The organism is Bacillus sp. BC05(2025), assembly GCF_056725905.1.
The window spans coordinates 224448-247870 of sequence record NZ_JBWYRA010000002.1 but is presented as its reverse complement, the minus strand read 5'-3'; the positions used below and the strand labels follow the sequence as shown (position 1 = coordinate 247870).

Genomic DNA, 23423 nt, shown 5'->3' with positions numbered 1-23423 from the left:
TAGTGGTTTTTTTATGCGGTATTTTTGACAAAATGATGAACTTTTATTGTGAGAAATATGAAAAAGATGGACAATAATAAAAGGTAAAAACATGATTTGACCTTTATATGTTTATTATCATCGCTATGTTGTTTAAGTAAGATGAAGCGAAGAGCCGTCAAGCGTATGCGGTTGCCAAGTCTTTCTAATGTAAGGTAAGATAAATTCGAGGTGAAAAAAAGAAATGGAACGATTACAAAAAGTGATTGCGCAAGCAGGTATTGCATCGAGAAGAAAGGCTGAGGAATTAATTCAGCAAGGAAAAGTGAAAGTGAATGGAAAAATAGTGAAGGAGTTAGGAACGAAAGTAACTCCTCAAGATAAAGTAGAAGTAAATAACATCCCTCTTGAAAAAGAAGAACCTGTTTATTTTTTACTATATAAACCAACTGGCGTAATTTCAAGTGTATCAGATGATAAAGGAAGAAATGTTGTAACAGACTTTTTCCCAGAAATTACACAACGTTTATTCCCAATCGGACGTTTAGATTATGATACGTCTGGCGTCTTATTAATGACAAACGATGGGGACTTCGCAAACGTATTAATGCACCCTAGATATAAAGTTGAAAAAACGTATGTTGCAAAAATAAAAGGTCCACTAACAGGTGAGAAAATTCGCATGTTAGAACGCGGTGTTATGTTAGAAGACGGAAAAACAGCACCAGCGCGTGTGAAAATCATTTCTTGGGACAAGCGTAAAGAAATGGCGATTGTACAATTAACAATTCATGAAGGACGTAACCGTCAAGTACGTCGTATGTTTGAAGCGTTAGAGTGTAAAGTAGTGAAACTAAAGCGTGAACGCTATGCTTTCTTAGAAGTAGGAAGCCTGCGACCTGGTGATGCAAGAGAATTGACACCACATGAGGTGAAACAATTACGTGCATTGGCTTCTACAAAGCCTCGCTAATCGATATTGTGAAACTTTCACCAGTGGAATGCTCCGCTGGTGATTTATTAAAAATACATATATTCATCACTCGTCGAAGAGAGGGGAGACAATATGAAAAAAAATCGCTTATTATTTCGTGTTATTATTCTGCTCATTTTAAGCGGTGCTGTAGGATTTACACTTTATCAAGGATTCTTTGCTGATAAAGAGAAAATGCAAATCGGAAAAGAGGCACCTAACTTTGTTGTGACAGATTTAGAAGGAAAGAAAATTGAATTAAAAGACCTAAAGGGAAAAGGTGTATTTTTAAACTTTTGGGGAACTTGGTGTAAACCTTGTGAGAAAGAAATGCCTTATATGAATGAATTATATCCAAAGTATAAAGAAAAAGGCGTTGAAATTATTGCTTTAGATGCAGATGAAACAGAAATTGCTGTTAAGAACTTCGTGAAACAATATGATTTGAAATTCCCAGTTGCTATTGATAAAGGAACAAAAATCATAGGGACATATAGCGTAGGACCATTACCGACAAGCTTCTTGATTGATAAAGATGGAAAAGTAGTGGAGAAAATCATAGGTGAACAAACGAAAGAACAGTTAGAAGGATATTTAAAGAAAATTACTCCGTAATAAAGAAAGCCTTTACATAGGAGGTGCTTACCTATAGCGCCTCTGGTTTAAAAATTCTGAGTATTGCGGTAACTCGAGGTTAGAATATACAATAGTACATATAGATACAGGGCGGTGAGAGTGTTGAAAGAAATTAAGTGTGAATGTGGTCATGTGAATCCAATAGGAACTGTTTTTTGTGAAGCTTGCGGGAAACCATTTGAAAGCAATGAAAATATAAAACTATTGGATATGCGCTATGAGGGGAGTGCTCGGAGATCTCTCACGCAAACAAAAACGATAGTCGATAAAATTTGGAGTTTTTTCTCTTCTGTAAAAGTAGGCGTATGGCTCATTGTAATCACGTTAGGAGCATCAGCGATAGGAACTATTTTTCCGCAAGAAATGTACATAACTCCAGGAATTGCGCCAGCTGAATACTATAAACAAGAATACGGATTTTTAGGGCAATTATACTATCAATTAGGATTTAATAATTTATATGGTTCATGGTGGTATATGATTTTAATTGCTTCAATTGGTATTTCGCTTGTGATATGTAGTTTAGATCGTGTCATTCCGCTTTATAAAGCTTTAAAGAAGCAAGGGGTGAAAAGACACCCTAGCTTTTTAAAGAGACAACGATTATACGGCACTGGTACACCGCAAGATGGTGATTTAGAAAGAATCCAAATGAATTTAAAGAAAACGAACTATAATGTGAAAGTGGAAGACGGAAACGTTTTAGCAGAAAAGGGACGTTTTTCACGCTGGGGTCCATATGTGAATCATATTGGTCTTATTATTTTTTTATTCGGTGCGATGCTTCGTTTTTTACCGAGTATGTACGTAGATGAAGCGCTTTGGTTACGTGATGGTGAAACGAAAGAAATACCAGGGACAGATGGTCAATACTATTTGAAAAATGAGAAGTTTATAAAGGAAGTTTATGATAAGGGTAAGGACAAGGAAGTTTTTGATGAAGCGATTGATCGTGTAGGTGATAAAATGATTGCGAAGAACTTCCAAACGAATGCTGTATTATATAAAGCAGTAGGCGGAAATATAGCAGGAGAAAAACCGAAATTAGAAAAAGTAAAAGAAGCAGAAATTCGAGTGAATGAGCCAATGAAATTCGATCAGTTCGCTGTTTATCAATTGGATTATAAAGAGAATGAATTTAAAAGTATGTCCTTTAACTTACAAAACAAAGAAAATAATCAAAAGTGGGGACCAATCAAAGTTGATTTAACGAATCCTACTGAAAAATATGATTTAGGAAATGGCTATTCTTTAGAACTATTAAGCTATTTCCCTGATTTTTATTTTGATGAGAGGGGAAGACCAAATACAAAAACAAAATTACCGAACAACCCTGCATTTGTGTTTAAAATGTTTACACCTGAAACACCGGATGGTGAAGTGAGTTTTGTTGGTATTCAGCAAAATATAGAACCAGATGGGAATAACAAATATAAAATGTCGTTTGCAGGTGTGGAAATGCAAAATGCAACGGCACTTACTGTAAGGAAAGATTTAACGCTTTGGATTCTCGGAATTGGAGGATTTATATTTATGGTTGGTGTCATTCAAGGAATGTATTGGAATCATCGCCGTATTTGGATACAACGCGTTAATGATGAATGGTGGATTGCAGGACATACGAATAAAAATTGGTTCGGTTTAAAGAAAGATATTGAAAGAGTACTAGAAGGTACAGCAATTCCGCAGCCAAGCGATAAAGTAGTCGATAAAAAAATTAGTTAAGGTGGGGAAACGATATGGTGCAAATAAGTAGTAACTTCCTCTTTACCGCATTTATTTTATATTTAATTGCCACTCTATTTTTCGGGGGAGCAATTAAAGAAAAAGGTCATAAATGGGCAAATATAGGAATAACGATTACAATTTTAGGATTTATTGCACAAACAGTATATTTTGTTACAAGATGGATTGCGTCAGGACATGCACCAGTTAGTAACTTTTTTGAGTTCGGTACGTTTTTCGGCATGATGCTTGTCGGAGCATTTATTGTCATGTATTTTATGTACCGCGTAAGTATAATCGGACTCTTTGCATTACCAGTTGCGCTTTTATTAATTGCCTATGCGAGTATGTTTCCGAGGGAAATATCTCCGCTTATTCCATCTTTAAAAAGTAATTGGTTACATATTCACGTGACGACTGCGGCTGCAGGACAAGCGATATTAGCAATTAGCTTTATTACGGGCGTTATGTACTTATTAAAAAATGTAGATCAATCAACGAGAAGCAAACGTACATTTTGGTTAGAGACTGTCGTGTTCACACTTGTTTGTACAGTTGGATTTATTGGAGTGACAACGGTATTTTCTAGTATGAAATATGAAGCGAAGTTTCAATGGATTGATAAAAATGAACAACAAGTAGAAATGAAGTACAATCTTCCGGCTTTAGTGGGGCCGCATGAAGGAAAGTTATTGACAGAAAATAAATTAGAACCAAAAGCTGAAGTCCCAGCGATTGTAAATGCGAAAAAATTAAATACTGTAATTTGGTCAGTGTTAGTTGGGACGTTACTTTATCTTGTATTAAGACTTGTTTTACGGAAACGAGTATCAGCGGCGCTGCAGCCGTTAGTAAAAAATACAAATAGTGATTTACTAGATGAAATTGGATATCGATCTATTGCAATTGGATTCCCTGTTTTCACATTAGGTGCATTAATTTTTGCGATGATTTGGGCTCAAATAGCGTGGACACGTTTTTGGGGCTGGGATCCAAAAGAAGTTTGGGCGCTTATTACTTGGCTCTTTTATGCGGCGGTATTACATTTACGCTTATCAAAAGGGTGGCACGGAGAGAAGTCAGCCTGGTTAGCGGTAATTGGTTTTGCAATCATTATGTTTAACTTTATTGTAGTAAACTTAATTATCGCGGGTTTACATTCATACGCATAGAGAAATAAAATAGGAGAGTGAATGTCACTTTCCTATTTTATTTTTGTCAACTTTTCTTCTTTTTTGAGAAAAACATGACAAAGTAGCGGTTGATTTTGTAAAATGATGTCGAGGACATTATATACCGTTCAAAAAAAATACATAGTTTTGGAAAAAAATTGAACAAACTTTATTATTCTTGTGAAGCATAATATAGAAAGTGAAACATTTAGAAGATTGCTTAAATAAACGAGAATAGCGCAACATAATAGTGTAGAAGGGTAGGTGTGAACCGTTGTGGTAAAATTACGCAACGGGTAAAAATGGAAAATGAATCAAGAATTTTAATTGTAGACGATGAGGATCGTATTCGTCGTTTATTGAAAATGTATTTAGAAAGAGAACAATACACAATTGAAGAAGCGGATAATGGTGATACAGCTTTAGAAATGGCGTTACAAAATGATTATGATTTAATCTTATTAGATCTTATGATGCCTGGTAAAGATGGTATTGAAGTATGTAAAGGGGTTCGTGAGAAGAAAGCGACGCCAATTATTATGTTGACAGCAAAGGGTGAAGAAGTAAACCGCGTACAAGGGTTTGAGGTAGGAACGGATGATTATATCGTGAAACCATTTAGCCCACGTGAAGTAGTGCTTCGTGTGAAAGCGGTCTTACGCCGTTCTGTACCAACAACATTCTTTACACAAGATACAACGACAAAAGATGTTACGGTGTTCCCGCATTTAACAATTGATAATGATGCACACCGTGTTACAGCAGATGGTAATGAGGTGAACTTAACACCGAAAGAGTACGAATTACTATTATTCTTAGCGAAAGCGCCTGATAAAGTATTTGATCGTGAGCAATTATTAAAAGAAGTATGGCAATATGAATTCTTCGGAGATTTACGTACAGTTGATACGCATGTAAAGCGTTTACGTGAGAAGTTAAGCAAAAAATCACCAGATGCTGCGAAGATGATTGTTACCGTTTGGGGCGTAGGTTACAAATTTGAGGTTGTGAACGACTGATGCTTTGGAGAAGTGTAGTAGGGAAGTTATGGATGACCATATTACTTCTTGTTTCGTTTGTGCTCGGATTTGTTGCGATTTTACTTTCACAGTTTTTTAGAACATATTATGTTGATATGAGTGAAGCTAGGCTTCAAAAGGTTGCAACAAGTGTTTCGGAGTTAATTGAAGAAGGTGCCGATGTAAAAACGATTGAGAATATCGCGTACAAATTCTCTGATCCACTTTCAAGGATCATTATTGTGGAAGATGGTAAAGAAATATCTTCTTCGCCGAAACAAGAAGGGTTAGTCACTCTTACAATAGATAATTTGAAAGAAGATAAAGAATTAGCGGCTGTTTTTACAGACAAAAAAGAAATTAAAAATAACATTAGAAAAGCCTCTAATAGTAGGAAGAATAAAAACACTGAAAATGATATTATGATTGTCGGAAAACCAGTACAGTCAAAAAATCAAAGCGCGGTGTTCGTATACGAATCTTTACAAGTACCGATACAAGGTATGGAGAGAACGACTGATTTTATATTCTTATCAGCAGGGATTGCAATTATATTAACAACTTTCTTTGCATTCTTCTTATCTACTCGAATTACAGCACCACTCCGTAAAATGCGTGAGGTTGCTTTTGAGGTGGCGCGTGGGAAGTTTGATGCGAAAGCTCCTATGGTATCTCAGGACGAGATTGGTGAGCTTGCAACGGCTTTAAATCAAATGGGAAAACAGTTGAAGTTTAATATGAATGCCTTGCAGCAAGAGAAAGAACAGTTAGCTAGTATTTTAAGTAGTATGGCAGATGGGGTTATTACGTTAAATCAGGAAGGTGAAGTTGTTGTAATCAATCCGCCAGCTGAACATTTTCTGCAAGTTTGGCAAGAAGAAAAAGAAATAGAGCTCAGTAAAAAACTACCTTCTGAACTTGTTGAACTATTCCATCTCGTTGTAGAAAGCGAACAACAACAGGTGGTTGAAATTAATTTACAAAAAGGCAACTATGTAGTACTTATGACGCCGCTTTACAACCAAACGAAAATTCGTGGGGCGGTAGCTGTATTGCGTGATATGACGGAAGAACGCCGTCTAGAGAAGATGCGTCAGGACTTTATTGCGAACGTATCACATGAACTTCGTACACCGATGGTAATGCTTCAAGGGTATAGTGAAGCAATATTAGATGATATTGTACAAACGAAAGAAGAAATTAATGAATTTGTTCAAATCATTTATGATGAATCCGTGCGTTTAGGTAAACTTGTAAATGAATTATTAGATTTAGCACGTATGGAAAGTGGTAATGTAGAGTTACATATCGGTGAAGTAGATATTCATCCTTTCGTTGAAAAAATAGGTCGTAAATTCCAAGGGATTGCAAAGGATAAGGGAGTCGAATTAACGGTTGATTTCCAAAATCCAATTGAGCAATACTCGTTTGATGCAGATCGTATGGAACAAGTATTGACGAATTTAATTGATAACGCAATTCGTCATACGAATGCAGGCGGACATGTAACGCTTGTAATTGATACGAAAAATAATGGACTTATTTTTGAAGTACAAGATTCGGGTGCTGGTATTCCAGAAGAAGATATTCCATTTTTATTTGATCGTTTCTATAAAGCTGATAAAGCAAGAACACGTGGAAAAAAAGGTGGGACAGGACTCGGACTTGCGATTGCAAAAAATATTGTGCAAGGTCATGAGGGGAAAATTGCTGTTTCAAGTGTTGTTGGAGAAGGAACTACATTCTCTGTATATTTACCGAATCGTATAATTTAGATATACGTTTTTAAAGTTGATAATGAATAAAGTTCTACTGTTTTTTATTTTTTTGTAAAATCAATTAAATAAATAATAGTAGAACTTTTTTTCTATACTTAGTCGAATGAAGAATAATAAGAGGAGTGTCGTAAAGCGATGAAATTATATACGAAAACAGGAGATAAAGGGGAAACAAGTGTAATAGGTGGCAGAGTGGCTAAAGATGATATTCGAGTTGAAGCATATGGCACGATAGATGAGGCGAATTCTCATATTGGATATGCAATGACGAAGCTACAAGGCGGGTCTTTCGGAGATATTTACAATGAACTTGAAAATATTCAACATGAACTATTTGATTGCGGAGGAGACTTGGCGATAGTAGCAGGAAAAATTCCTTATAAAGTAACGATTGAAATGGTCGAAAGCCTAGAAAAAAGGATTGATTTGTATATAGAAGAAGCACCGCCTTTAGAGCGCTTTATTTTACCAGGTGGAAGCGAGCCGGCAGCTGCTATTCATATTGCACGTACGGTTGTAAGGCGGGCGGAGCGATGTATAGTGTCTTTACAAAAAGAAGGGAAAATAAATGAAGTTGTTTTAAAGTATGTAAATAGATTATCTGATTATTTGTTTGCGGTAGCTAGAGTAATAAACGCTCGATTACAAGTAAAAGATGTGGAGTATAACCGCAGTGCAATCGTTTTTCGTGATAAAAATGAGAAGGAAGTGGAGTGATTCACTTTCTTTTTTTGTATACTTTTTTCTGTAATATACCAAAATAGAGAGGGTATAGTGGTAATTAGAAAACGGAGGATGTATATGAAAGTGTTAAAATGTGGCGTCATGTTATTGACAGTATTATTTTTATCTCAATTACATGTGTACGCAGAGGGAAATCGATGGACATGGCCTGTTGAAGGACAGATAAGTGATTATTTTGGGACAAGGCACGGAAAACACTACGGTATAGATATAGCGGCACCGATCGGCACGCCTGTGGCAGCTATTCAAGAAGGTAAGGTAACAAAGTCTTATTATTCAAGTAGTTACGGAAATGTTGTATTTATTAAACATGGAGAATATGAGGCTGTATATGCACATCTAAATAAGAGATATGTAGTCCAAGGGGATTATATTTCAAAAGGAGAAATAATTGGAGAAGTAGGAAATACAGGAGAATCTCGGGGTGCACACTTACATTTAGAAGTTCATCAAGGGAGATGGACGATGGCGAAAAAAAATGCGATGAATCCATTGCTTGTTTTACATGAACAAAGAAACGAAGTTGTTTCCTCATCGTTATATGTCGTTCAAAAAGGGGACACTTTAGTTAGCATTGCACGGAAATTTAGTATGTCAGTTAAAGAAATTAAAGAAAAAAATGGGCTGCAGCAAGAGCTCATTTATCCGAATCAACAATTATATGTAAAGTAAAAAAGAGCTAGTTCACAACTAGCTCTTTTTTTACCAAAAAATAAAGACACATATAAATCCAGAAATAGCTAAGTAGCTATATAAGTAAAATACTTTCGTTCTTGTTTTTTCGTTTGTTCGAAACAGTACAATGGTCGGTTCAATTAAACCGATTGTCAAACAAAGTAAACCAAGAAGCATACAACCAATTGAAATGGAGTACAAGGCGATTTGTGGTGCTTGAAATGGAATCATCCACTTTAATAAAAATGCAATAAGTGCAGTGTAGCAAATGCTGCCGATGTATTTATTCAATGGTGCATTAGAACGAAAACCTGGAAGTTTTTTTAAGAAAGAGCGAGAAACAACTTCAGTTTGTAAAGATGTATGCTCTTCGATTATTTTTTGAGCTTCTTTTCCTTTTTGGAAAAGGGATAATATCCAGTTTCGCTCCCCTTGGAAAATAAATTGAGAAGTTGTTAAATAATGATCTACCTTCACTTTATTCCAACTCTTCCACGGATGACGCTCACATAATTTTAATTTACTTTCTGTTTTTTTATCATACTGATAAATACTGATGCCATCTTCATCGAAAGCAGCATAGTATGTCTCGCTTGAGAATGTGCCTAAATCAATTGGACAATAGAAAAGTAATTCTTTTTTTAAGTAAAAGTATTCTTTTCTTAAGTTTTTTTTCATTGCTTCTCGAATAGAGTGTCTCTTTTCTTTCTTCATGACATTTCCTCCATAATCCAGAAAATGTTCTTATCTTAACAATTCAACATCTTATCACTTTTAATTATATATGACTAGGGGATTCATAGGAGAAATGCCCAATACTAAAAAATCTGGAGTGTATTGTAAAATATAATGAATAGATTGGTTATATAAAATCAATAACTTATTTTTAATAAGTTACGATTTTTTTGTTCACAATACGATCATGTTGTTGTATAATGAAATGGAAAATAGAATATCGGTCTATCTTCGGGGCAGGGTGAAAATCCCGACCGGCGGTGATGAACTATATGTGATTTTGTTCTAAGCCCGCGAGCCGTTAAGGCAGGATTTGGTGTGATTCCAAAGCCGACAGTATAGTCTGGATGGGAGAAGATGGAGGTTCAAGCGTTCAAAAAAGATATGGATTTGAACGTCTGTTTGATGTGCCTTAAATTCTCCCTTTGTGTAAAACACAAAGGGTTTTTTCGTTCTATGAAAAAGTAGGCATAGCAGAACCTTTCCACTTTCCATGAGATGATCGATGGAAAAGGAGAGAGAAAGATGAAACAAAAAAACAGTGTAGTGCAGATGGTGAGTGTAGCGATGCTAAGTAGTATTGCATATTTACTGATGATGTTGGATTTCCCATTCCCAGGGCTTCCGCTATTTTTAAAAATTGATTTTAGTGATGTACCAGCTCTAATTGCTGCGATTATTTTTGGGCCAGTTGCAGGGATAATTGTAGAGGCGATAAAGAACATTTTACATTACGGGATTCAAGGGAGTTTAACGGGAGTACCAGTTGGAGAAATTGCCAACTTTATTGCAGGATGTTTATTTATTGGACCAGCAGCTTTCTTATTTAGAAAGTATCGTACTGTTAAAAGTTTAACGACAGGATTAATGCTAGGGACAATTACAATGGCACTCATCATGAGTGTATTAAATTACATCATCATATTCCCAGCTTACACTTGGTTTTTAAATTCACCAGCTATGTCTAGCGAGGCTATAAGAACAACGGTTGTAACAGCGATTTTACCATTTAATTTGATTAAAGGAATTGTTGTGACAATTGTATTTGTAGCGTTATTCTCACGCCTGAAAGTATGGGTGTTTGCAAAAATGAAAAATGCATAAAATGTAAAATAAAACCATTAGTAGTATGGAACTACTAATGGTTTTTTTATTAAGGAGAATGAAAATAGAAAACAAAAAATACCCCTCATTCATTTGAGGGGTATTTTTTGAAGTTAATAAAAGACTATTCGAATTTTAAAGCATCGCCGTCGAATGATTCGTCAGCAACTTTGATTGAGTCAGTTGGACAACCTTCGAATGCGTCCATCATATCTTCAAGTAATACATCTGGAATTTCAACGATACCTTGGTTATCATCTAATGTTACGAATGCAATACCTTCATCATCATAGTCATAAATGTCTGGTGCCGCAGCGCCACAAGCACCACATGCGATACAAGTATCTTTATCAACGATTGTATATTTTGCCATCTTTTTTCCCTCCTGATAATATGTATGTGAAAAGCTCGCCATAAAAATTATAACCTTATTGTAAAACGGTTTTTAAAACTTTTCAACATAAAATTATAATGATAATGCTTATCAATTAGAGTGTCAACTAATTTTTGCATTATGTCATAAGAATTTCAAAATACGTAAATGTTATTTCGTTTGGTACAATAGAATATATACAAGTATATAGTACCAATATGATAAGTTTTATGAATAAGGGTAGATGGTATTGTATCAAAAAGCAATTAAGTTAGATTGAAGGGTGGAAGCGGTAATGCAACTACAATATACTTTATTGTATTGTTTAAAACAATTGAATGGTGAAAGGACCGTTTCTTCTATTTATTATTTATTAAAGGGAAAACGTTCTTCGCAAACGTTACAAGATGGAAATATGTTTCGAATTTCTTTTTTGTTTGGAATATATAAATCGTTAAATAGAGCTGAGTATGACCGTGAAGTTGCAAAGTTATTGCAAGCAGATTTGATTCAAGAGATACATGAAAATACATATTGGTTAACACCTAAAGGTAAAAGGCAGTTACATACATGGGAGGAAGTGTATGCTTTTCCAGTGCATTTACATGGTTTGCACTATGGTGAATTAGGTGAAACGTTTTGGAAAAGATTATCTTTAATTATTCAAACTATATCTAATTTACAACAGAATAATACGAAGTTTATTCCTATTCAACAAGATACAGAAATAATGGTGTGGGTGAAACGCTTTTTAACAGGTATGCCGTATAGGCGAAGCCAATTAGCGAAAAGATTATGGGAAGAAATACATAATCTTTTAGGGAAATGTGATGTGGTAGAAGCGACGATTGTAACATATAGATTAACAGGATATGAACGTATCGGTTGTACATTACAGCAGTTAGCGGAAATTACGAAACAAGATACATTCAGGGTGTACTTTTTATTTTGGGGTACAATTCATTTCCTTATACAAGAAGTTCGAGATAAAGAAAATGAATTTCCATTATTAGCTGAGATTATTTCTTATCCAAATGAGAGAGCTGAATTATTTAGTTTATCAACGAAAAAAACATATAATTTTTGGAGGCAAGGGCGCTCTTTAGAAGAAATAGCTACAATTAGAAATTTAAAGGTTGCAACGATAGAAGATCATTTTGTTGAAATTGCTTTGCGAGAGAGAGACTTTTCTATCGAGATGTTTATGGAAAAAGACAAAATAGATAAAGTAACAAGAGTAATTGATACATTACAAACACGTAAGTTGCGTGAGTTGAAACAAGCGGTTGGAGAGGATATCTCTTATTTTGAAGTTCGTCTTGTATTGGCGCGGATGGAGGGTATAAATGAAACTTGAGGAATATTTATATAGGTGGTTTGGATATTCTGAATTTCGTCCAGGTCAAAAAGGAGTAATTACAGATTTATTAGAAGGAAAAGATGTTATAGCAATGCTTCCGACCGGAAGAGGGAAGTCTATGTGTTATCAACTTCCAGGGTTAATGCAAGAAGGAACAGTACTTGTAGTATCGCCATTATTATCTTTGATGGAAGATCAAGTTACACAATTAAAATATGTTGTGAAAAACCGAGTGATAGCATTTAATAGTTTTCGGACATTACATGAAAAAAGAGAAGCGATGAAAAAATTAGCTTCATATAAATTTATTTTTGTTTCGCCAGAGATGTTACAGTCGGAATTGTTAATAAGAGAATTGAAGAAAGTTTATATTTCATTATTTGTTGTCGATGAGGCTCATTGTATTTCGCAATGGGGTTATGATTTTAGGCCAGATTATAAAAAACTAAATGTAGTCATTGAGAATATCGGGTCTCCTACGGTGCTAGCATTAACGGCTACAGCGACGAAAGATGTACTCCAGGATATAGCAGAAAGTCTAGATTTGAAGAATGTGACGCAGCATGTATACTCTATTGATCGTCCAAACATTGCGATGGAAGTACAATTTGTGGAGACGATAGAAGAGAAGAAAGAAGCGCTTTTGGACCAGGTTATGTATTTGCAAGGGCCAGGGATTGTATATTGTTCAAGCAGAGCGTGGACAGAACGTTTAACGGAATATTTAAGAGGAAAAGGCGTTACTGGTGTTGCTTTCTATCATGGTGGTATGGAACATGAAGAGCGTATGTTAATTCAACAGCAATTTATGAATGACCAGTTGCAGCTTGTAATATGTACAAGTGCTTTTGGTATGGGAGTTAATAAGTCGAACACGAGATATATTATTCATTTCCATTACCCAACTAATATAGCTTCTTATTTACAAGAAATCGGAAGAGCTGGAAGAGATGGTGAACCGAGTATAGCTATCTTACTATGTAGTCCATTAGACCACGATTTACCAATTTCAATCATTGAAGATGAATTGCCAAGTCAGTCACAAATACAATTTTTATTCTCTTTACTACAAGAAAGAATGTTTCAAACGAAAGAATTACCAATAGAAGAGGTAGAAGAAATTTGTTATAATGCAGCAAGATTTAATGAACAATATTGGCGTTTCATCCGCTATCATTTAGAGAGGCTTGGAATTATACAACAGCGAAAATTAATGTTAGAGAGCTTGTCAGATGAAATTATGAACAGATTAATAGTTGAAGTGGAAATAAGGCTACGTAATAAATATAGTGAGCTAGAAAACATGAAATCCTGGATACAAGTGAAAGGATGTAGACGTGAATATTTGTTGCAACAGTTCGGTTATAGAAAAGAGGACGAGTTGAAAAATTGCTGTGACTATTGTCATATTACAAAAACAGATTATAAAAAAAGACAAGCGCAACAATCGGATTTCGACTATAATTGGGAAACAGAGTTACAAAAGCTTTTCGGTCTAGAAAAGATGGGGGAATGATGAACATTCAAAGGCATAATATTGAAGATATGAGTCCGAAAGAAATACGGCTAAATCTGTATATCACACAGTTCATTATTATTGGTATCGGTTGTTTACTAGCATATATATTATTCCGAGATATAAAATCGGTGTATAGTCTGTGGAAATGGGAACCGATGTCTATACTTATAATAGGTGGCTTGTTAGCGATTGGTATTGTCTTATTAGATTATGTTGCAATGCGAGTATTTCCAGAGTCTTGGTTTGATGATGGGGGTATTAACGATAGGATGTTTCAAGGAATGTCAGTTATGCATTTACTCGTTATTACATTCATTATCGGCTTTGCAGAAGAATTTTTATTTAGAGGTGTAGTACAGACGCACTTTGGAATTGTAATAGCGAGTTTCGTATTTGCAGTATTACATATTCGATATATAAAAAAGCCATTTTTGTTTTGTTTCGTCTGTTTCATTAGTTTTGTCTTTGGTTATGTATTTGAATGGACAGGGAATTTGTTTATAACAATCTTTGCACACTTTCTTGTAGATTTTATAATGGGACTCCAATTAAGAAAATAAATGGAAGGTGGTGGTGAACAACATGAGGAAACGAATTCCTGATTTTGAAGAGGAATTAGAAGTTGAGCGAGTGGAAGAAAAAGAAGGTTTACCGCCGCGTAGTGAAATTCATAGAAATAAAGAGAAAAAACAAAAGTTTAAAATGAACCATATTTTCGTCCGAGTTTTAACATTTCTATTCATATTACTACCAATTAGTATTTTATGGTATACAGATAAATATATTCAGGTGAAAAGTGATGGGAATAACGCTGGGAAAAGTGCATTTGAGGTTATTTTCTTTGATTCAGCTAAATCTGAGTCTGAAGCATCGTCTGAGAAAGTCGTAACGCATACGGTAAAAGAGGGAGAAACTTTAGAAAGTATAGCGAAGCAATATTTTTCAGATGAAACTGGGATCGAAGTAATTAAAAAGTATAATGATTTACAAGAAGATGAAGTGAATGTAGGGCAAGAATTAAAAATTCCGATAAAAGGTAAGTCCACAAAACAAGAGAGTTAGTAAAACACTTACTATAAAAACTGAGGATTATCTTTATGAGGAGGGGAGTAAAAATATATGATATGGATTATCTTATTAAGTACTCTCATATGTATTGGTATTATATTTCTTCTTGTCATGTATAGAGAAGCAATGCGTGATACTGTGTTGGAACATACTTTAGTATTTGAAGAGTTTCCGGAAGGTTTTCAAAAGGTAAATGTATTTTTTATATCTGATATTCATAGAAGGCTCATTTCAAATTCGTTAATTGAACAAGTAAAAGGAAAAGTAGATCTTGTAATTATAGGTGGTGATTTAGCGGAAAAAGGTGTCCCTTTATCGCAAATCTCTGCAAATATACAAAAGTTAAGAGCGATAGCTCCTGTATACTTTGTATGGGGAAATAATGATTATGAGATTGAATACCATGAATTAGATGCGTTGTTATTAGAAAATCATGTGAAAGTTTTAGATAATACAAGAGTTGTATTTGAGTCTGAATTAGGAGAGAAAATTTGTTTACTTGGTGTAGATGATGTTGGATTGAAACGTGATCGTTTAGATTTAGCGTTGGCTGATTGTAAAGAAGAGGGGTTTCGCATATTAATTAGCCACAACCCTGATATAATAAATAAAATGTCTGGAAAAGAACAAATTTCACTTGTGTTAAGTGGACATACACATGGAGGACAAATTCGATTATTCCCATCTAAAAAACATTTAAAAGGTGGCGTATATAAGCATGCGAATGCGACTCTTTTTGTTAGTAATGGCTATGGAACAACGTTGATTCCACTTCGTTTCCGAGCACCTGCTCAAACGCATATTATTACGTTACAGGGAGGGAAATGATGCCAACTCTAAACGGAAAATATAACATAAAAGCTGTTTCGAAAATAATTGGAATTCAGCCGAGTACGCTTCGGGCATGGGAAAGACGATATCAAATGATTGCCCCAAAGCGGAATCATGCGGGACATCGATTATATACAGAAGAGCATATTCAAATTTTGAAATGGTTAATGGACAAGGTTTCTTCCGGCATGATGATTGGACAAGCAGTTCAATTATTAGAAGGGAATCGTTTGCAGAGTGATGTTCAAAAAGAACTACATTACGATAGAGAAGTTGTTTTAGTGGACGATTTGCTACAAGCTTTGTTAAAATTTGATGAAATTACAACTTCTGCATTGTTAAACGAGGCTTTTAGTATTTATGCAACAGAAAAAGTTATAGCAAGTATTGTTCTTCGAGTGTCAAATAAATTGTTAACGTTAAAAAATAACAATGAAGTTACAATGGTGCAATTCCAATATGTCGTATCATTTTTACAAACTCGTCTTGGGATGGTGTATCATAATGCATCATCATTTTCTTCTATACACAAAGTAGTCGTGTTAGAAAATAATATGTTGAGAGGGTTTGTTTTCTCAACGTATTTACGATTAAAAGGATATGAGGTGATATATATTAGGTCGAGCTTAGCGGAAGAACGTATTTTGTTAGCTGTTGAGCAAATACAACCTACATATGTAGTAGTCTCTCTTGATGATGGACGAGAACTTAAGAACGCGATGAACAATGTGAATTTGTTACAAGAAAAAAATGAGAACTTTTCTGTTTGGTTTATAGGAGAAATAAGTGCTCGAGATCAGTTGAACATTCAAAAAAACCTAATTGGTGATACGAAAGAAGAATGGGATGATTGGTTAAAAATGTTAGAATAGTTGTTCGAAAAGAACCATCTATTTTCTATTTCATATAATAAAAATTATATTCATTGGTTACGTAGGGAGGGTATGAGATGAGGCTGGAACGATTAAATTACAATAAAATAAAAATTTTCTTAACATTTGATGATTTATCTGAACGAGGATTAACGAAAGAAGATTTGTGGAGAAATGCACCGAAAGTACAGCAATTATTTCGTGATATGATGCAAGAAGCAAATAAGGAATTAGGATTTGAAGCGGATGGCCCGATTGCAGTTGAAGTATTTTCTCTACAAGCGCAAGGAATGGTCGTAATTGTAACGAAAGAACATCAAGAAGTCGATACAGATGATGAGTTCCGTGACGAGTTTATTGAAATGCAAGTGACTCTAGATGAAAGCGAACATATACTGTATGAGTTTGCTACACTAGATGACGTAATTAACCTGTCGAATCGTTTATATAACCTTGATGTAACTGGCGGAAAATTATATACGTGGGATGGGCGTTTCTATCTTTGGATGGAAGAAGAAGAGCAAATTCAATTACTGAAGGCGGATTTTATAGCTATTTTAGCGGAATATGGTAATCCGTCTACAGCAACTATTTATCGCCTAATGGAGTATGGTAAAGAATTAATGGATTCTCAAGCAATTGAACAAATACACAATTACTTTGTGAAAAAACAAAACCTTAGCTAATAAAACAAAGCTAAGGTTTTGTTTTTTATTTTGTTTAAATGTATCAGTTCAAAGGGCTGTGTATAAGTAAAATAAAAAATATTTAAATATTTAAGTATTTTACTTTTCTAAAAGCGATAAAAGGACTATAATGATAGTGAAAACGCTTGCAATATAAAATAGTTTGTATATATTTGTTAGCGTTTTCTATTGCATTCCAAATTTAACGGTGTATACTAGGCAATGAAGGTTTACTAAACAAGTGAAATTACAGGGGGTTTACTTACTATGGTAGCCGAAAAGGGAACTCAAACAAAAACACAACAACAAAGGGAACAACATTTTGAACTATTGAATTCGACACAAATTGTTATCAGTGAAGCGTTAGAAAAATTGGGTTATCCAAACGAAGTATATGAATTATTAAAAGAACCAGTTCGTATGATGACAGTGAAAATACCAGTTCGTATGGATGACGGGACTGTTAAAATATTTACAGGATATCGTGCACAACATAATGATGCTGTTGGTCCAACGAAAGGTGGAATTCGCTTCCATCCAAATGTAACAGAAAATGAAGTGAAAGCACTTTCAATCTGGATGAGTTTAAAGTGTGGTATCGTTGATTTACCATATGGTGGAGGTAAAGGTGGAATTATCTGTGACCCACGTGAAATGTCATTCCGTGAGTTAGAAAGATTAAGCCGCGGTTATGTACGAGCAATTAGCCAAATCGTAGGACCGACGAAAGATATTCCAGCTCCAGATGTATTCACAAACTCTCAAATTATGGCGTGGATGATGGATGAGTATAGCCGTATTGATGAATTTAACTCACCAGGATTTATTACAGGTAAACCACTTGTATTAGGTGGATCACATGGACGTGAAACAGCAACGGCGAAAGGTGTAACAATTTGTATTCGTGAAGCTGCAAAAAAACGCGACATTGATATTAAAGGTGCACGCGTTGTTGTTCAAGGATTCGGTAATGCTGGTAGCTTCTTAGCTAAATTTATGCATGATGCAGGTGCGAAAGTTATTGCAATCTCAGATGCTTACGGTGCATTGCATGATCCAAACGGATTAGATATTGATTATTTATTAGACCGTCGTGATAGCTTCGGTACAGTAACGAAATTATTTAATAATACAATTTCAAACAAAGAATTGTTAGAAATTGATTGCGACATTTTAGTTCCAGCTGCAATTGAGAACCAAATTACAGAAGAAAATGCTAATAATATTAAAGCGAAAATCGTTGTTGAAGCTGCAAATGGCCCGACAACATTAGAAGCAACTAAAATTTTAACTGATCGCGGTATTTTACTTGTTCCAGACGTATTAGCGAGTGCTGGTGGTGTAACGGTATCTTACTTTGAGTGGGTACAAAACAACCAAGGTTACTACTGGACTGAAGAAGAAGTAGAACAACGTTTAGAAAAAGTAATGGTAAAATCATTTGATTCTATTTACGAAACAGCACAAGTTCGTAAAGTGAACATGCGCTTAGCAGCGTACATGGTCGGTGTTCGCAAAATGGCTGAAGCAAGTCGTTTCAGAGGTTGGGTATAATATTATAACGTGAGAAAACGTGATTCCTTTCAAGGGAATCACGTTTTTTTTGTTGAAGTATTAAAGTGAGGTGTTGTATATGGAAAATGAAATGATGGAACGACGAGTAGAACAATTAGAAGAAAAGGTTAAGAGGTTAGAGGGAGAACTCGAGAGAACGACGAAAGTCGAAAAAACAAGTATCGTTCGAGTGTTCGGGGGAAGGACTGCTGTTTTTAATATTTGGTGCGGTTGTATTAGGGCCGATTATCGCCTTTGTAATCTCGATTCTTACTTGGTTTGCTGAAAAATAAAAAATAAAAAATAAAAAATAAAAAATAAAAATAAAAAAGAAAAGAACGCTTGTTCTGCACGAACAAACGTGCTATACTTTCCTTAGATAAACAAAACGGAAATGATTTTAAGGAGAGATAAATGATGAAAATGACAGTAGACCAAAGATTTATGATGCCAGCGGATGTTGTAGAACGAGTGGAAGTATTAAGAAACAAACAAAGTAAGCGCGGCACATTATTACAATCAGTAAATAAATTTTTCGGTTTAGATACGAAAGAAGATTGTATTTGGTTTTACGGTTTTTATGGAGTTGCTGTAAGTATTTTGTTATTTATGGTATTCACATCAAATATTTTCGATTTTCTCTTTGCGTAAGAAATATGCGATAAGGACATTGCTACCGAATACATATATAAAGAAGTAAAGTAATCTTCTGAAGTGGGAGTTGGTAGTAATGGCAATGTTTCCTATAGAGCGTAACTATATTGGGTATGGAAGTTCGCGACCGGGAATTCCTCTTTCTAAAGTAAGGTTTATTGTAAGTCATGATACGGGGAACCCTGGTAGCAATGCGATCGGGAATCGGGATTATTTTAATGAAATACAACCGAAAGCTTCGGCACATACATTTATAGATGATAAAACAATATTAGAAATTATCCCCATAAATGAAGTTGCCTACCATGTTCGATATGGTGTGCCAACAGATAATGACTTATATGGTTATGATGCCAATAAGGCTGCCATTGGAGTTGAACTTTGTTATGGCGGCGATGTTAACTTTTGGGAAGCATATACCCGTTTTACGTGGTATCATGCGTATTTATGTCAAAACTTCGGCTTGAATCCGAAAAAAGCTATCGTATCACATAAAACACTTGACCCAGCTAGAAAGATTGATCCTGAAAACGTATTAGGGAAACAAGGTATTAAATTTCAGCAGTTTTTAGCAGATGTCTATCGGATGTACGTTTCGTTTAGATGACAAATATATGAAAAATGAATACAATAAAGATAGGTGCCTACTGCTGTAAGTAGGTTTTTTCTTGTTTTTATAAATAGTGTATTGGTAAAAGACTAGGAGTGAACCAGGTATGCAGAAAGAAATAGCTATCATAATTGGAGGCGGTCCGTGCGGATTAGCAGCGGCAATTTCGTTGCAAAAGGTAGGGATAAATCCGTTAGTAATTGAAAAAGGAAACATTGTAAATGCGATTTATAATTATCCAACTCATCAAACATTTTTCTCTTCTAGTGAAAAATTAGAAATTGGTGATGTAGCTTTTATTACAGAAAATCGTAAGCCTGTTCGAAATCAAGCGCTTGCGTATTATCGTGAAGTAGTAAAGCGTAAATCTGTACGTGTAAATGCTTTTGAACGAGTGGAGAACGTTCAAAAAGATGGAAAAGTTTTTCATGTTGAAACAACAAAACGTGATGGAAGTAAAGAAATATATATAGCGAAATATGTTGTTGTAGCAACTGGATATTATGATAATCCAAATTATATGAATGTTCCAGGTGAGGAATTAGAAAAAGTAGCTCACTATTTTAAAGAGGGACATCCTTATTTTGATCGAGATGTAGTAGTTATAGGTGGAAAAAACTCGAGTGTAGATGCTGCGTTAGAACTTGTTAAAGCTGGTGCGCGTGTAACGGTACTATATCGCGGAAGTGAGTATTCACCGAGTATAAAGCCGTGGATTTTGCCGGAGTTTGAGGCATTAGTACGAAACGGCACAATTCACATGCATTTCGGGGCTCGTGTGAAAGAAATTACTGAACATACGTTAACGTATACAGTTGAGGGCGAGGCATTTACAATCCAAAATGATTTTGTGTTTGCGATGACGGGTTACCATCCTGATCATAGTTTCTTAACGAAGATGGGTGTTCGGATTGATGCAGAAACAGGACGTCCGATTTATGCAGAGGATACAATGGAAACGAACGCTGAAAATATTTTCATTGCAGGTGTAATTGCTGCTGGAAATAATGCAAATGAAATATTTATTGAGAACGGTCGATTTCATGGAGATGCGATTGCACAAACCATTGCAACAAGAGAAATGTAAAAAGAAGCTGTCGAAGTAAACTTCGACAGCTTCTTTTTTAATCGTGCATAAACATATTTTGGATTGTTTCATGAGAATTTGTATTTTCTAATGCAACTAATAATTTAATGCGTGCTTTTTGAGCATTTAAACCGTATGTGAATACAATCCCCATATCTTTTAATTGTTTGCCGCCACCCTCATATGAATATACATCTTGAACAATGCCGTTGAAACAACGAGAAACTAATACGACAGGAATACCTTTGTTTATTAATCGTTCTAGACTAGGAAGTGTTCGTGGAGGTAAATTACCTTGTCCAAGTGCTTCGATAACAATCCCGTCTACTGGAAGATTTTCAATTGCTGCTAACAATGTATCGTCCATACCAGCGTACGCTTTTAGAACGACTACATTTTTAGAAATCTTATTTACTGAATATGTTTCGTGATGTACTAAAGCATGGTGGAATACAACACCACGTTTTGTTACCATACCAATTGGTCCGTATTGTGGACTTTGGAATGTTGCTACATTACTTGTATGTGTTTTCGTTACATTTGTAGCGCAATGAATTTCGTCGTTTAATACGACTAACACACCTTTTTCAGCAGCTTCATTACTGCTAGCGACTTTTACAGCCGATAAGAAGTTATATAGACCGTCAGCACCTAATTCATTGCTAGAGCGCATTGCACCTGTCACAACGATCGGGATAGTGGCCTGTACTGTTAAATCTAAGAAATAGGCAGTTTCTTCTAATGTATCCGTACCATGCGTAATGACTACGCCATGAATGTTGTCTTGTTTTACTCTTTCATCAATGATGACTTGTAACTGTAACATTTCGCTCGGTGTCATATGAGGAGATGGTAGATGGAACACATCTTCAACGATTAAATCAACATCGCCTTCTAAATCAGGAATGAATTTTAAAAGAGGATTTTTTTCACCTGGTTGTACGACCCCAGTTTCTTTGTCTTCCTCCATTGCAATTGTTCCACCTGTGTGTAAAACTAGGATTCTTTTCAATGCTTATACCCCTTTCAAGTAAAAAAATACATTTAGAACATAACATGTTTTGAGTAAATTCGACAATGGAAATGTATAAAACTATGCCCCGAAAATGACAATAAAATTAACTGCTATATGAGCGATGTATAAAATCACGAACCGAAATGTGCAAATATAGTATAGGAGGGAGCATTACGTTGAAAAAGATAGAAAGAATTCTTATTCGTATATTGATAATACAATTCATTTGTCTTTCTGTTGTGCAACTGTTATTTATACATAAGTCGTCAGTGAAATATTTATCTAAAATTGTTTATTATGAAGGTGTTATGGTAAAAAACAAAGTAGAAATCTTACAGGTGAATAGGTAGTTTTCATTTTCTTCTATGAAGGATTATGCTACAATAATTGAGGATTTAATGACGTGAAGCAAATGAGAAGAAGCAGGAGAATACCTGCTTTTCGTTTTGTTTTATAAGTGAAAAAATGAGGTGTTACAATGGATAAACAAATTTCAATTGCTATAGATGGTCCAGCAGCTGCTGGAAAAAGTACAGTTGCGAAAGTTGTAGCGAAGAAGCTTTCTTACGTTTATATTGATACAGGTGCAATGTACCGTACGATTACATATGCAGCCCTTGAGCAAAAAGTGGACATTGAAAATGAAGAGCAGTTAATGGAAGTTGTAAAAAATGTGAAAATTGAGTTTCAACAAGGAGAAGATACACAACTTGTATTTTTAAATGGACAAGATGTATCGGAAGTGATTCGTACACCAGAGGTTACGAATCGAGTATCGATTGTGGCAAAACATCGCCTTGTTCGTGAAGAAATGGTACGTCGTCAACAAGAGTTAGCAGAAAAAGGCGGCGTTGTAATGGATGGTCGTGATATTGGTACACATGTGTTACCAGATGCTGAAGTGAAAATCTTTATGCTTGCTTCTGTTGAAGAAAGAGCCGAAAGAAGACATTTAGAAAATATGAATAAAGGTTTCGATTCTAATTTAGAGCAGTTAAAAGAAGAAATCGCTCAGCGTGATAAATTAGATTCAGAACGCGAAGTTTCTCCTCTCAAAAAGGCTGATGATGCATTGGAATTAGATACAACTTCTTTATCAATTGAGGAAGTTGTCCAAAAGATTATGAGTATTGTTTCAGGGGTGTTTGCAAAATAAAGAAAGGGGATAGCCTCTTTCTTTTTTGTTTCTATAGAAATGTAAAGGATACGTGAATTGTGAGTCTCTTTCCTTGACAAATGATCGGATTTGTAAGA

Annotated in this window: 25 protein-coding genes, 1 pseudogene and 1 riboswitch; of the genes and pseudogenes, 23 read left to right on the top strand and 3 right to left on the bottom strand. The window is 35.1% G+C overall.

Annotation, left to right across the window (positions count from 1 at the left end; all coding sequences use genetic code 11):
* Nucleotides 1–223 precede the first annotated feature (223 nt).
* The 8 genes from rluB (at nucleotide 224) to ACZ76X_RS07065 (ending at nucleotide 8698) form a co-directional block, all read left to right on the top strand.
* Nucleotides 224–952, top strand: coding sequence for a 23S rRNA pseudouridine(2605) synthase RluB (gene rluB / locus ACZ76X_RS07100; RefSeq protein WP_479850030.1), 729 nt, complete (start codon nucleotides 224–226; stop codon nucleotides 950–952).
* A 93-nt stretch (nucleotides 953–1045) separates the two neighbouring features.
* Nucleotides 1046–1567 (top strand): thiol-disulfide oxidoreductase ResA, encoded by a 522-nt coding sequence (gene resA / locus ACZ76X_RS07095; RefSeq protein ID WP_001978271.1) that lies wholly within the window; start codon nucleotides 1046–1048, stop codon nucleotides 1565–1567.
* A gap of 120 nt (nucleotides 1568–1687) precedes the next feature.
* Nucleotides 1688–3313: a cytochrome c biogenesis protein ResB gene (resB, locus tag ACZ76X_RS07090; RefSeq protein ID WP_479850029.1), complete on the top strand. Its 1626-nt coding sequence runs from the start codon at nucleotides 1688–1690 to the stop codon at nucleotides 3311–3313.
* Nucleotides 3314–3327: 14 nt separating this feature from the next.
* Nucleotides 3328–4485, top strand: coding sequence for a cytochrome c biogenesis protein ResC (gene resC, locus ACZ76X_RS07085; RefSeq protein WP_479850028.1), 1158 nt, complete (start codon nucleotides 3328–3330; stop codon nucleotides 4483–4485).
* Between the two features lie 302 nt (nucleotides 4486–4787).
* A complete protein-coding gene (gene resD / locus ACZ76X_RS07080) occupies nucleotides 4788–5504 on the top strand; it encodes a DNA-binding response regulator ResD (protein WP_000426862.1) in 717 nt (238 codons plus the stop codon).
* Complete coding sequence (gene resE / locus ACZ76X_RS07075; protein WP_479850027.1) at nucleotides 5504–7279, top strand: sensor histidine kinase ResE; 1776 nt, start codon at nucleotides 5504–5506, stop codon at nucleotides 7277–7279. The genes resD and resE overlap by 1 nt, the downstream gene beginning before the upstream one ends.
* Before the next feature lie 138 nt (nucleotides 7280–7417).
* Complete coding sequence (locus tag ACZ76X_RS07070) at nucleotides 7418–7999, top strand: cob(I)yrinic acid a,c-diamide adenosyltransferase (RefSeq protein WP_342718764.1); 582 nt, start codon at nucleotides 7418–7420, stop codon at nucleotides 7997–7999.
* Between the two features lie 84 nt (nucleotides 8000–8083).
* On the top strand, nucleotides 8084–8698 hold the full coding sequence (locus ACZ76X_RS07065; protein ID WP_479850026.1) for a peptidoglycan DD-metalloendopeptidase family protein: 615 nt from the start codon (nucleotides 8084–8086) through the stop codon (nucleotides 8696–8698).
* A 30-nt stretch (nucleotides 8699–8728) separates the two neighbouring features.
* Here the strand turns inward: ACZ76X_RS07065 and ACZ76X_RS07060 are convergent, their stop codons facing one another.
* A complete protein-coding gene (locus ACZ76X_RS07060; RefSeq protein ID WP_000711800.1) occupies nucleotides 8729–9415 on the bottom strand; it encodes a hypothetical protein in 687 nt (228 codons plus the stop codon).
* A gap of 244 nt (nucleotides 9416–9659) precedes the next feature.
* A riboswitch (FMN riboswitch) is annotated at nucleotides 9660–9799 on the top strand.
* 162 nt (nucleotides 9800–9961) lie between these two features.
* Between ACZ76X_RS07060 and ACZ76X_RS07055 the strand changes: the two genes are divergently transcribed.
* Nucleotides 9962–10540 carry an ECF transporter S component gene (locus ACZ76X_RS07055; RefSeq protein WP_479850025.1) on the top strand — a complete coding sequence of 193 codons (579 nt, stop codon included), beginning with the start codon at nucleotides 9962–9964 and terminating at the stop codon, nucleotides 10538–10540.
* Nucleotides 10541–10664: 124 nt separating this feature from the next.
* Here ACZ76X_RS07055 and ACZ76X_RS07050 read toward each other — a convergent pair whose 3' ends face one another.
* A complete protein-coding gene (locus tag ACZ76X_RS07050) occupies nucleotides 10665–10913 on the bottom strand; it encodes a ferredoxin (protein WP_001151996.1) in 249 nt (82 codons plus the stop codon).
* Between the two features lie 295 nt (nucleotides 10914–11208).
* Here ACZ76X_RS07050 and ACZ76X_RS07045 point away from each other — a divergent pair, with 295 nt between their 5' ends.
* The 12 genes and pseudogenes from ACZ76X_RS07045 to ACZ76X_RS06990 all read left to right on the top strand — a co-directional run bounded on the left by ACZ76X_RS07045 (nucleotide 11209) and on the right by ACZ76X_RS06990 (nucleotide 21154).
* Entirely contained in the window at nucleotides 11209–12270 is a 1062-nt protein-coding gene (locus ACZ76X_RS07045) for a YpbB family protein (RefSeq protein WP_479850024.1), read from the top strand.
* The gene (locus ACZ76X_RS07040) at nucleotides 12260–13789 is read left to right on the top strand and encodes a RecQ family ATP-dependent DNA helicase (RefSeq protein ID WP_479850023.1); all 1530 of its coding nucleotides are present in this window, start codon (nucleotides 12260–12262) and stop codon (nucleotides 13787–13789) included. Before ACZ76X_RS07045 ends, ACZ76X_RS07040 begins: the two co-directional genes overlap by 11 nt.
* Nucleotides 13789–14352, top strand: a complete 564-nt coding sequence (locus ACZ76X_RS07035) for a CPBP family intramembrane glutamic endopeptidase (protein ID WP_098670540.1) — start codon at nucleotides 13789–13791, stop codon at nucleotides 14350–14352. Before ACZ76X_RS07040 ends, ACZ76X_RS07035 begins: the two co-directional genes overlap by 1 nt.
* A 22-nt stretch (nucleotides 14353–14374) precedes the next feature.
* Entirely contained in the window at nucleotides 14375–14854 is a 480-nt protein-coding gene (locus ACZ76X_RS07030; RefSeq protein ID WP_479850022.1) for a LysM peptidoglycan-binding domain-containing protein, read from the top strand.
* A gap of 57 nt (nucleotides 14855–14911) precedes the next feature.
* Complete coding sequence (locus ACZ76X_RS07025) at nucleotides 14912–15688, top strand: metallophosphoesterase (RefSeq protein ID WP_479850021.1); 777 nt, start codon at nucleotides 14912–14914, stop codon at nucleotides 15686–15688.
* Nucleotides 15688–16563 (top strand): MerR family transcriptional regulator, encoded by an 876-nt coding sequence (locus tag ACZ76X_RS07020; RefSeq protein ID WP_479850020.1) that lies wholly within the window; start codon nucleotides 15688–15690, stop codon nucleotides 16561–16563. The genes ACZ76X_RS07025 and ACZ76X_RS07020 overlap by 1 nt, the downstream gene beginning before the upstream one ends.
* Nucleotides 16564–16640: 77 nt before the next feature.
* Nucleotides 16641–17249 (top strand): genetic competence negative regulator, encoded by a 609-nt coding sequence (locus ACZ76X_RS07015; protein WP_098670536.1) that lies wholly within the window; start codon nucleotides 16641–16643, stop codon nucleotides 17247–17249.
* A 267-nt stretch (nucleotides 17250–17516) separates the two neighbouring features.
* On the top strand, nucleotides 17517–18803 hold the full coding sequence (gene gudB, locus ACZ76X_RS07010) for an NAD-specific glutamate dehydrogenase (RefSeq protein ID WP_479850019.1): 1287 nt from the start codon (nucleotides 17517–17519) through the stop codon (nucleotides 18801–18803).
* Nucleotides 18804–18882: 79 nt separating this feature from the next.
* Nucleotides 18883–19096 (top strand): annotated as a pseudogene (locus tag ACZ76X_RS07005) (hypothetical protein).
* Between the two features lie 121 nt (nucleotides 19097–19217).
* Nucleotides 19218–19454 (top strand): DUF3961 domain-containing protein, encoded by a 237-nt coding sequence (locus ACZ76X_RS07000; protein WP_098670533.1) that lies wholly within the window; start codon nucleotides 19218–19220, stop codon nucleotides 19452–19454.
* A gap of 79 nt (nucleotides 19455–19533) precedes the next feature.
* A complete protein-coding gene (locus tag ACZ76X_RS06995) occupies nucleotides 19534–20064 on the top strand; it encodes a peptidoglycan recognition protein family protein (RefSeq protein ID WP_098670532.1) in 531 nt (176 codons plus the stop codon).
* A 109-nt stretch (nucleotides 20065–20173) separates the two neighbouring features.
* The gene (locus tag ACZ76X_RS06990) at nucleotides 20174–21154 is read left to right on the top strand and encodes a YpdA family putative bacillithiol disulfide reductase (protein ID WP_479850018.1); all 981 of its coding nucleotides are present in this window, start codon (nucleotides 20174–20176) and stop codon (nucleotides 21152–21154) included.
* A gap of 37 nt (nucleotides 21155–21191) precedes the next feature.
* Here ACZ76X_RS06990 and ansA read toward each other — a convergent pair whose 3' ends face one another.
* The gene (gene ansA / locus ACZ76X_RS06985; protein ID WP_479850017.1) at nucleotides 21192–22166 is read right to left on the bottom strand and encodes an asparaginase; all 975 of its coding nucleotides are present in this window, start codon (nucleotides 22164–22166) and stop codon (nucleotides 21192–21194) included.
* Between the two features lie 179 nt (nucleotides 22167–22345).
* On the opposite strand from ansA, the gene ACZ76X_RS06980 reads away from it, so the two are divergent.
* Both ACZ76X_RS06980 and cmk read left to right on the top strand, forming a co-directional pair.
* Nucleotides 22346–22519, top strand: coding sequence for a DUF5359 family protein (locus ACZ76X_RS06980; protein ID WP_479850016.1), 174 nt, complete (start codon nucleotides 22346–22348; stop codon nucleotides 22517–22519).
* A 128-nt stretch (nucleotides 22520–22647) separates the two neighbouring features.
* On the top strand, nucleotides 22648–23325 hold the full coding sequence (gene cmk / locus ACZ76X_RS06975) for a (d)CMP kinase (protein WP_479850015.1): 678 nt from the start codon (nucleotides 22648–22650) through the stop codon (nucleotides 23323–23325).
* Nucleotides 23326–23423: the final 98 nt, after the last annotated feature.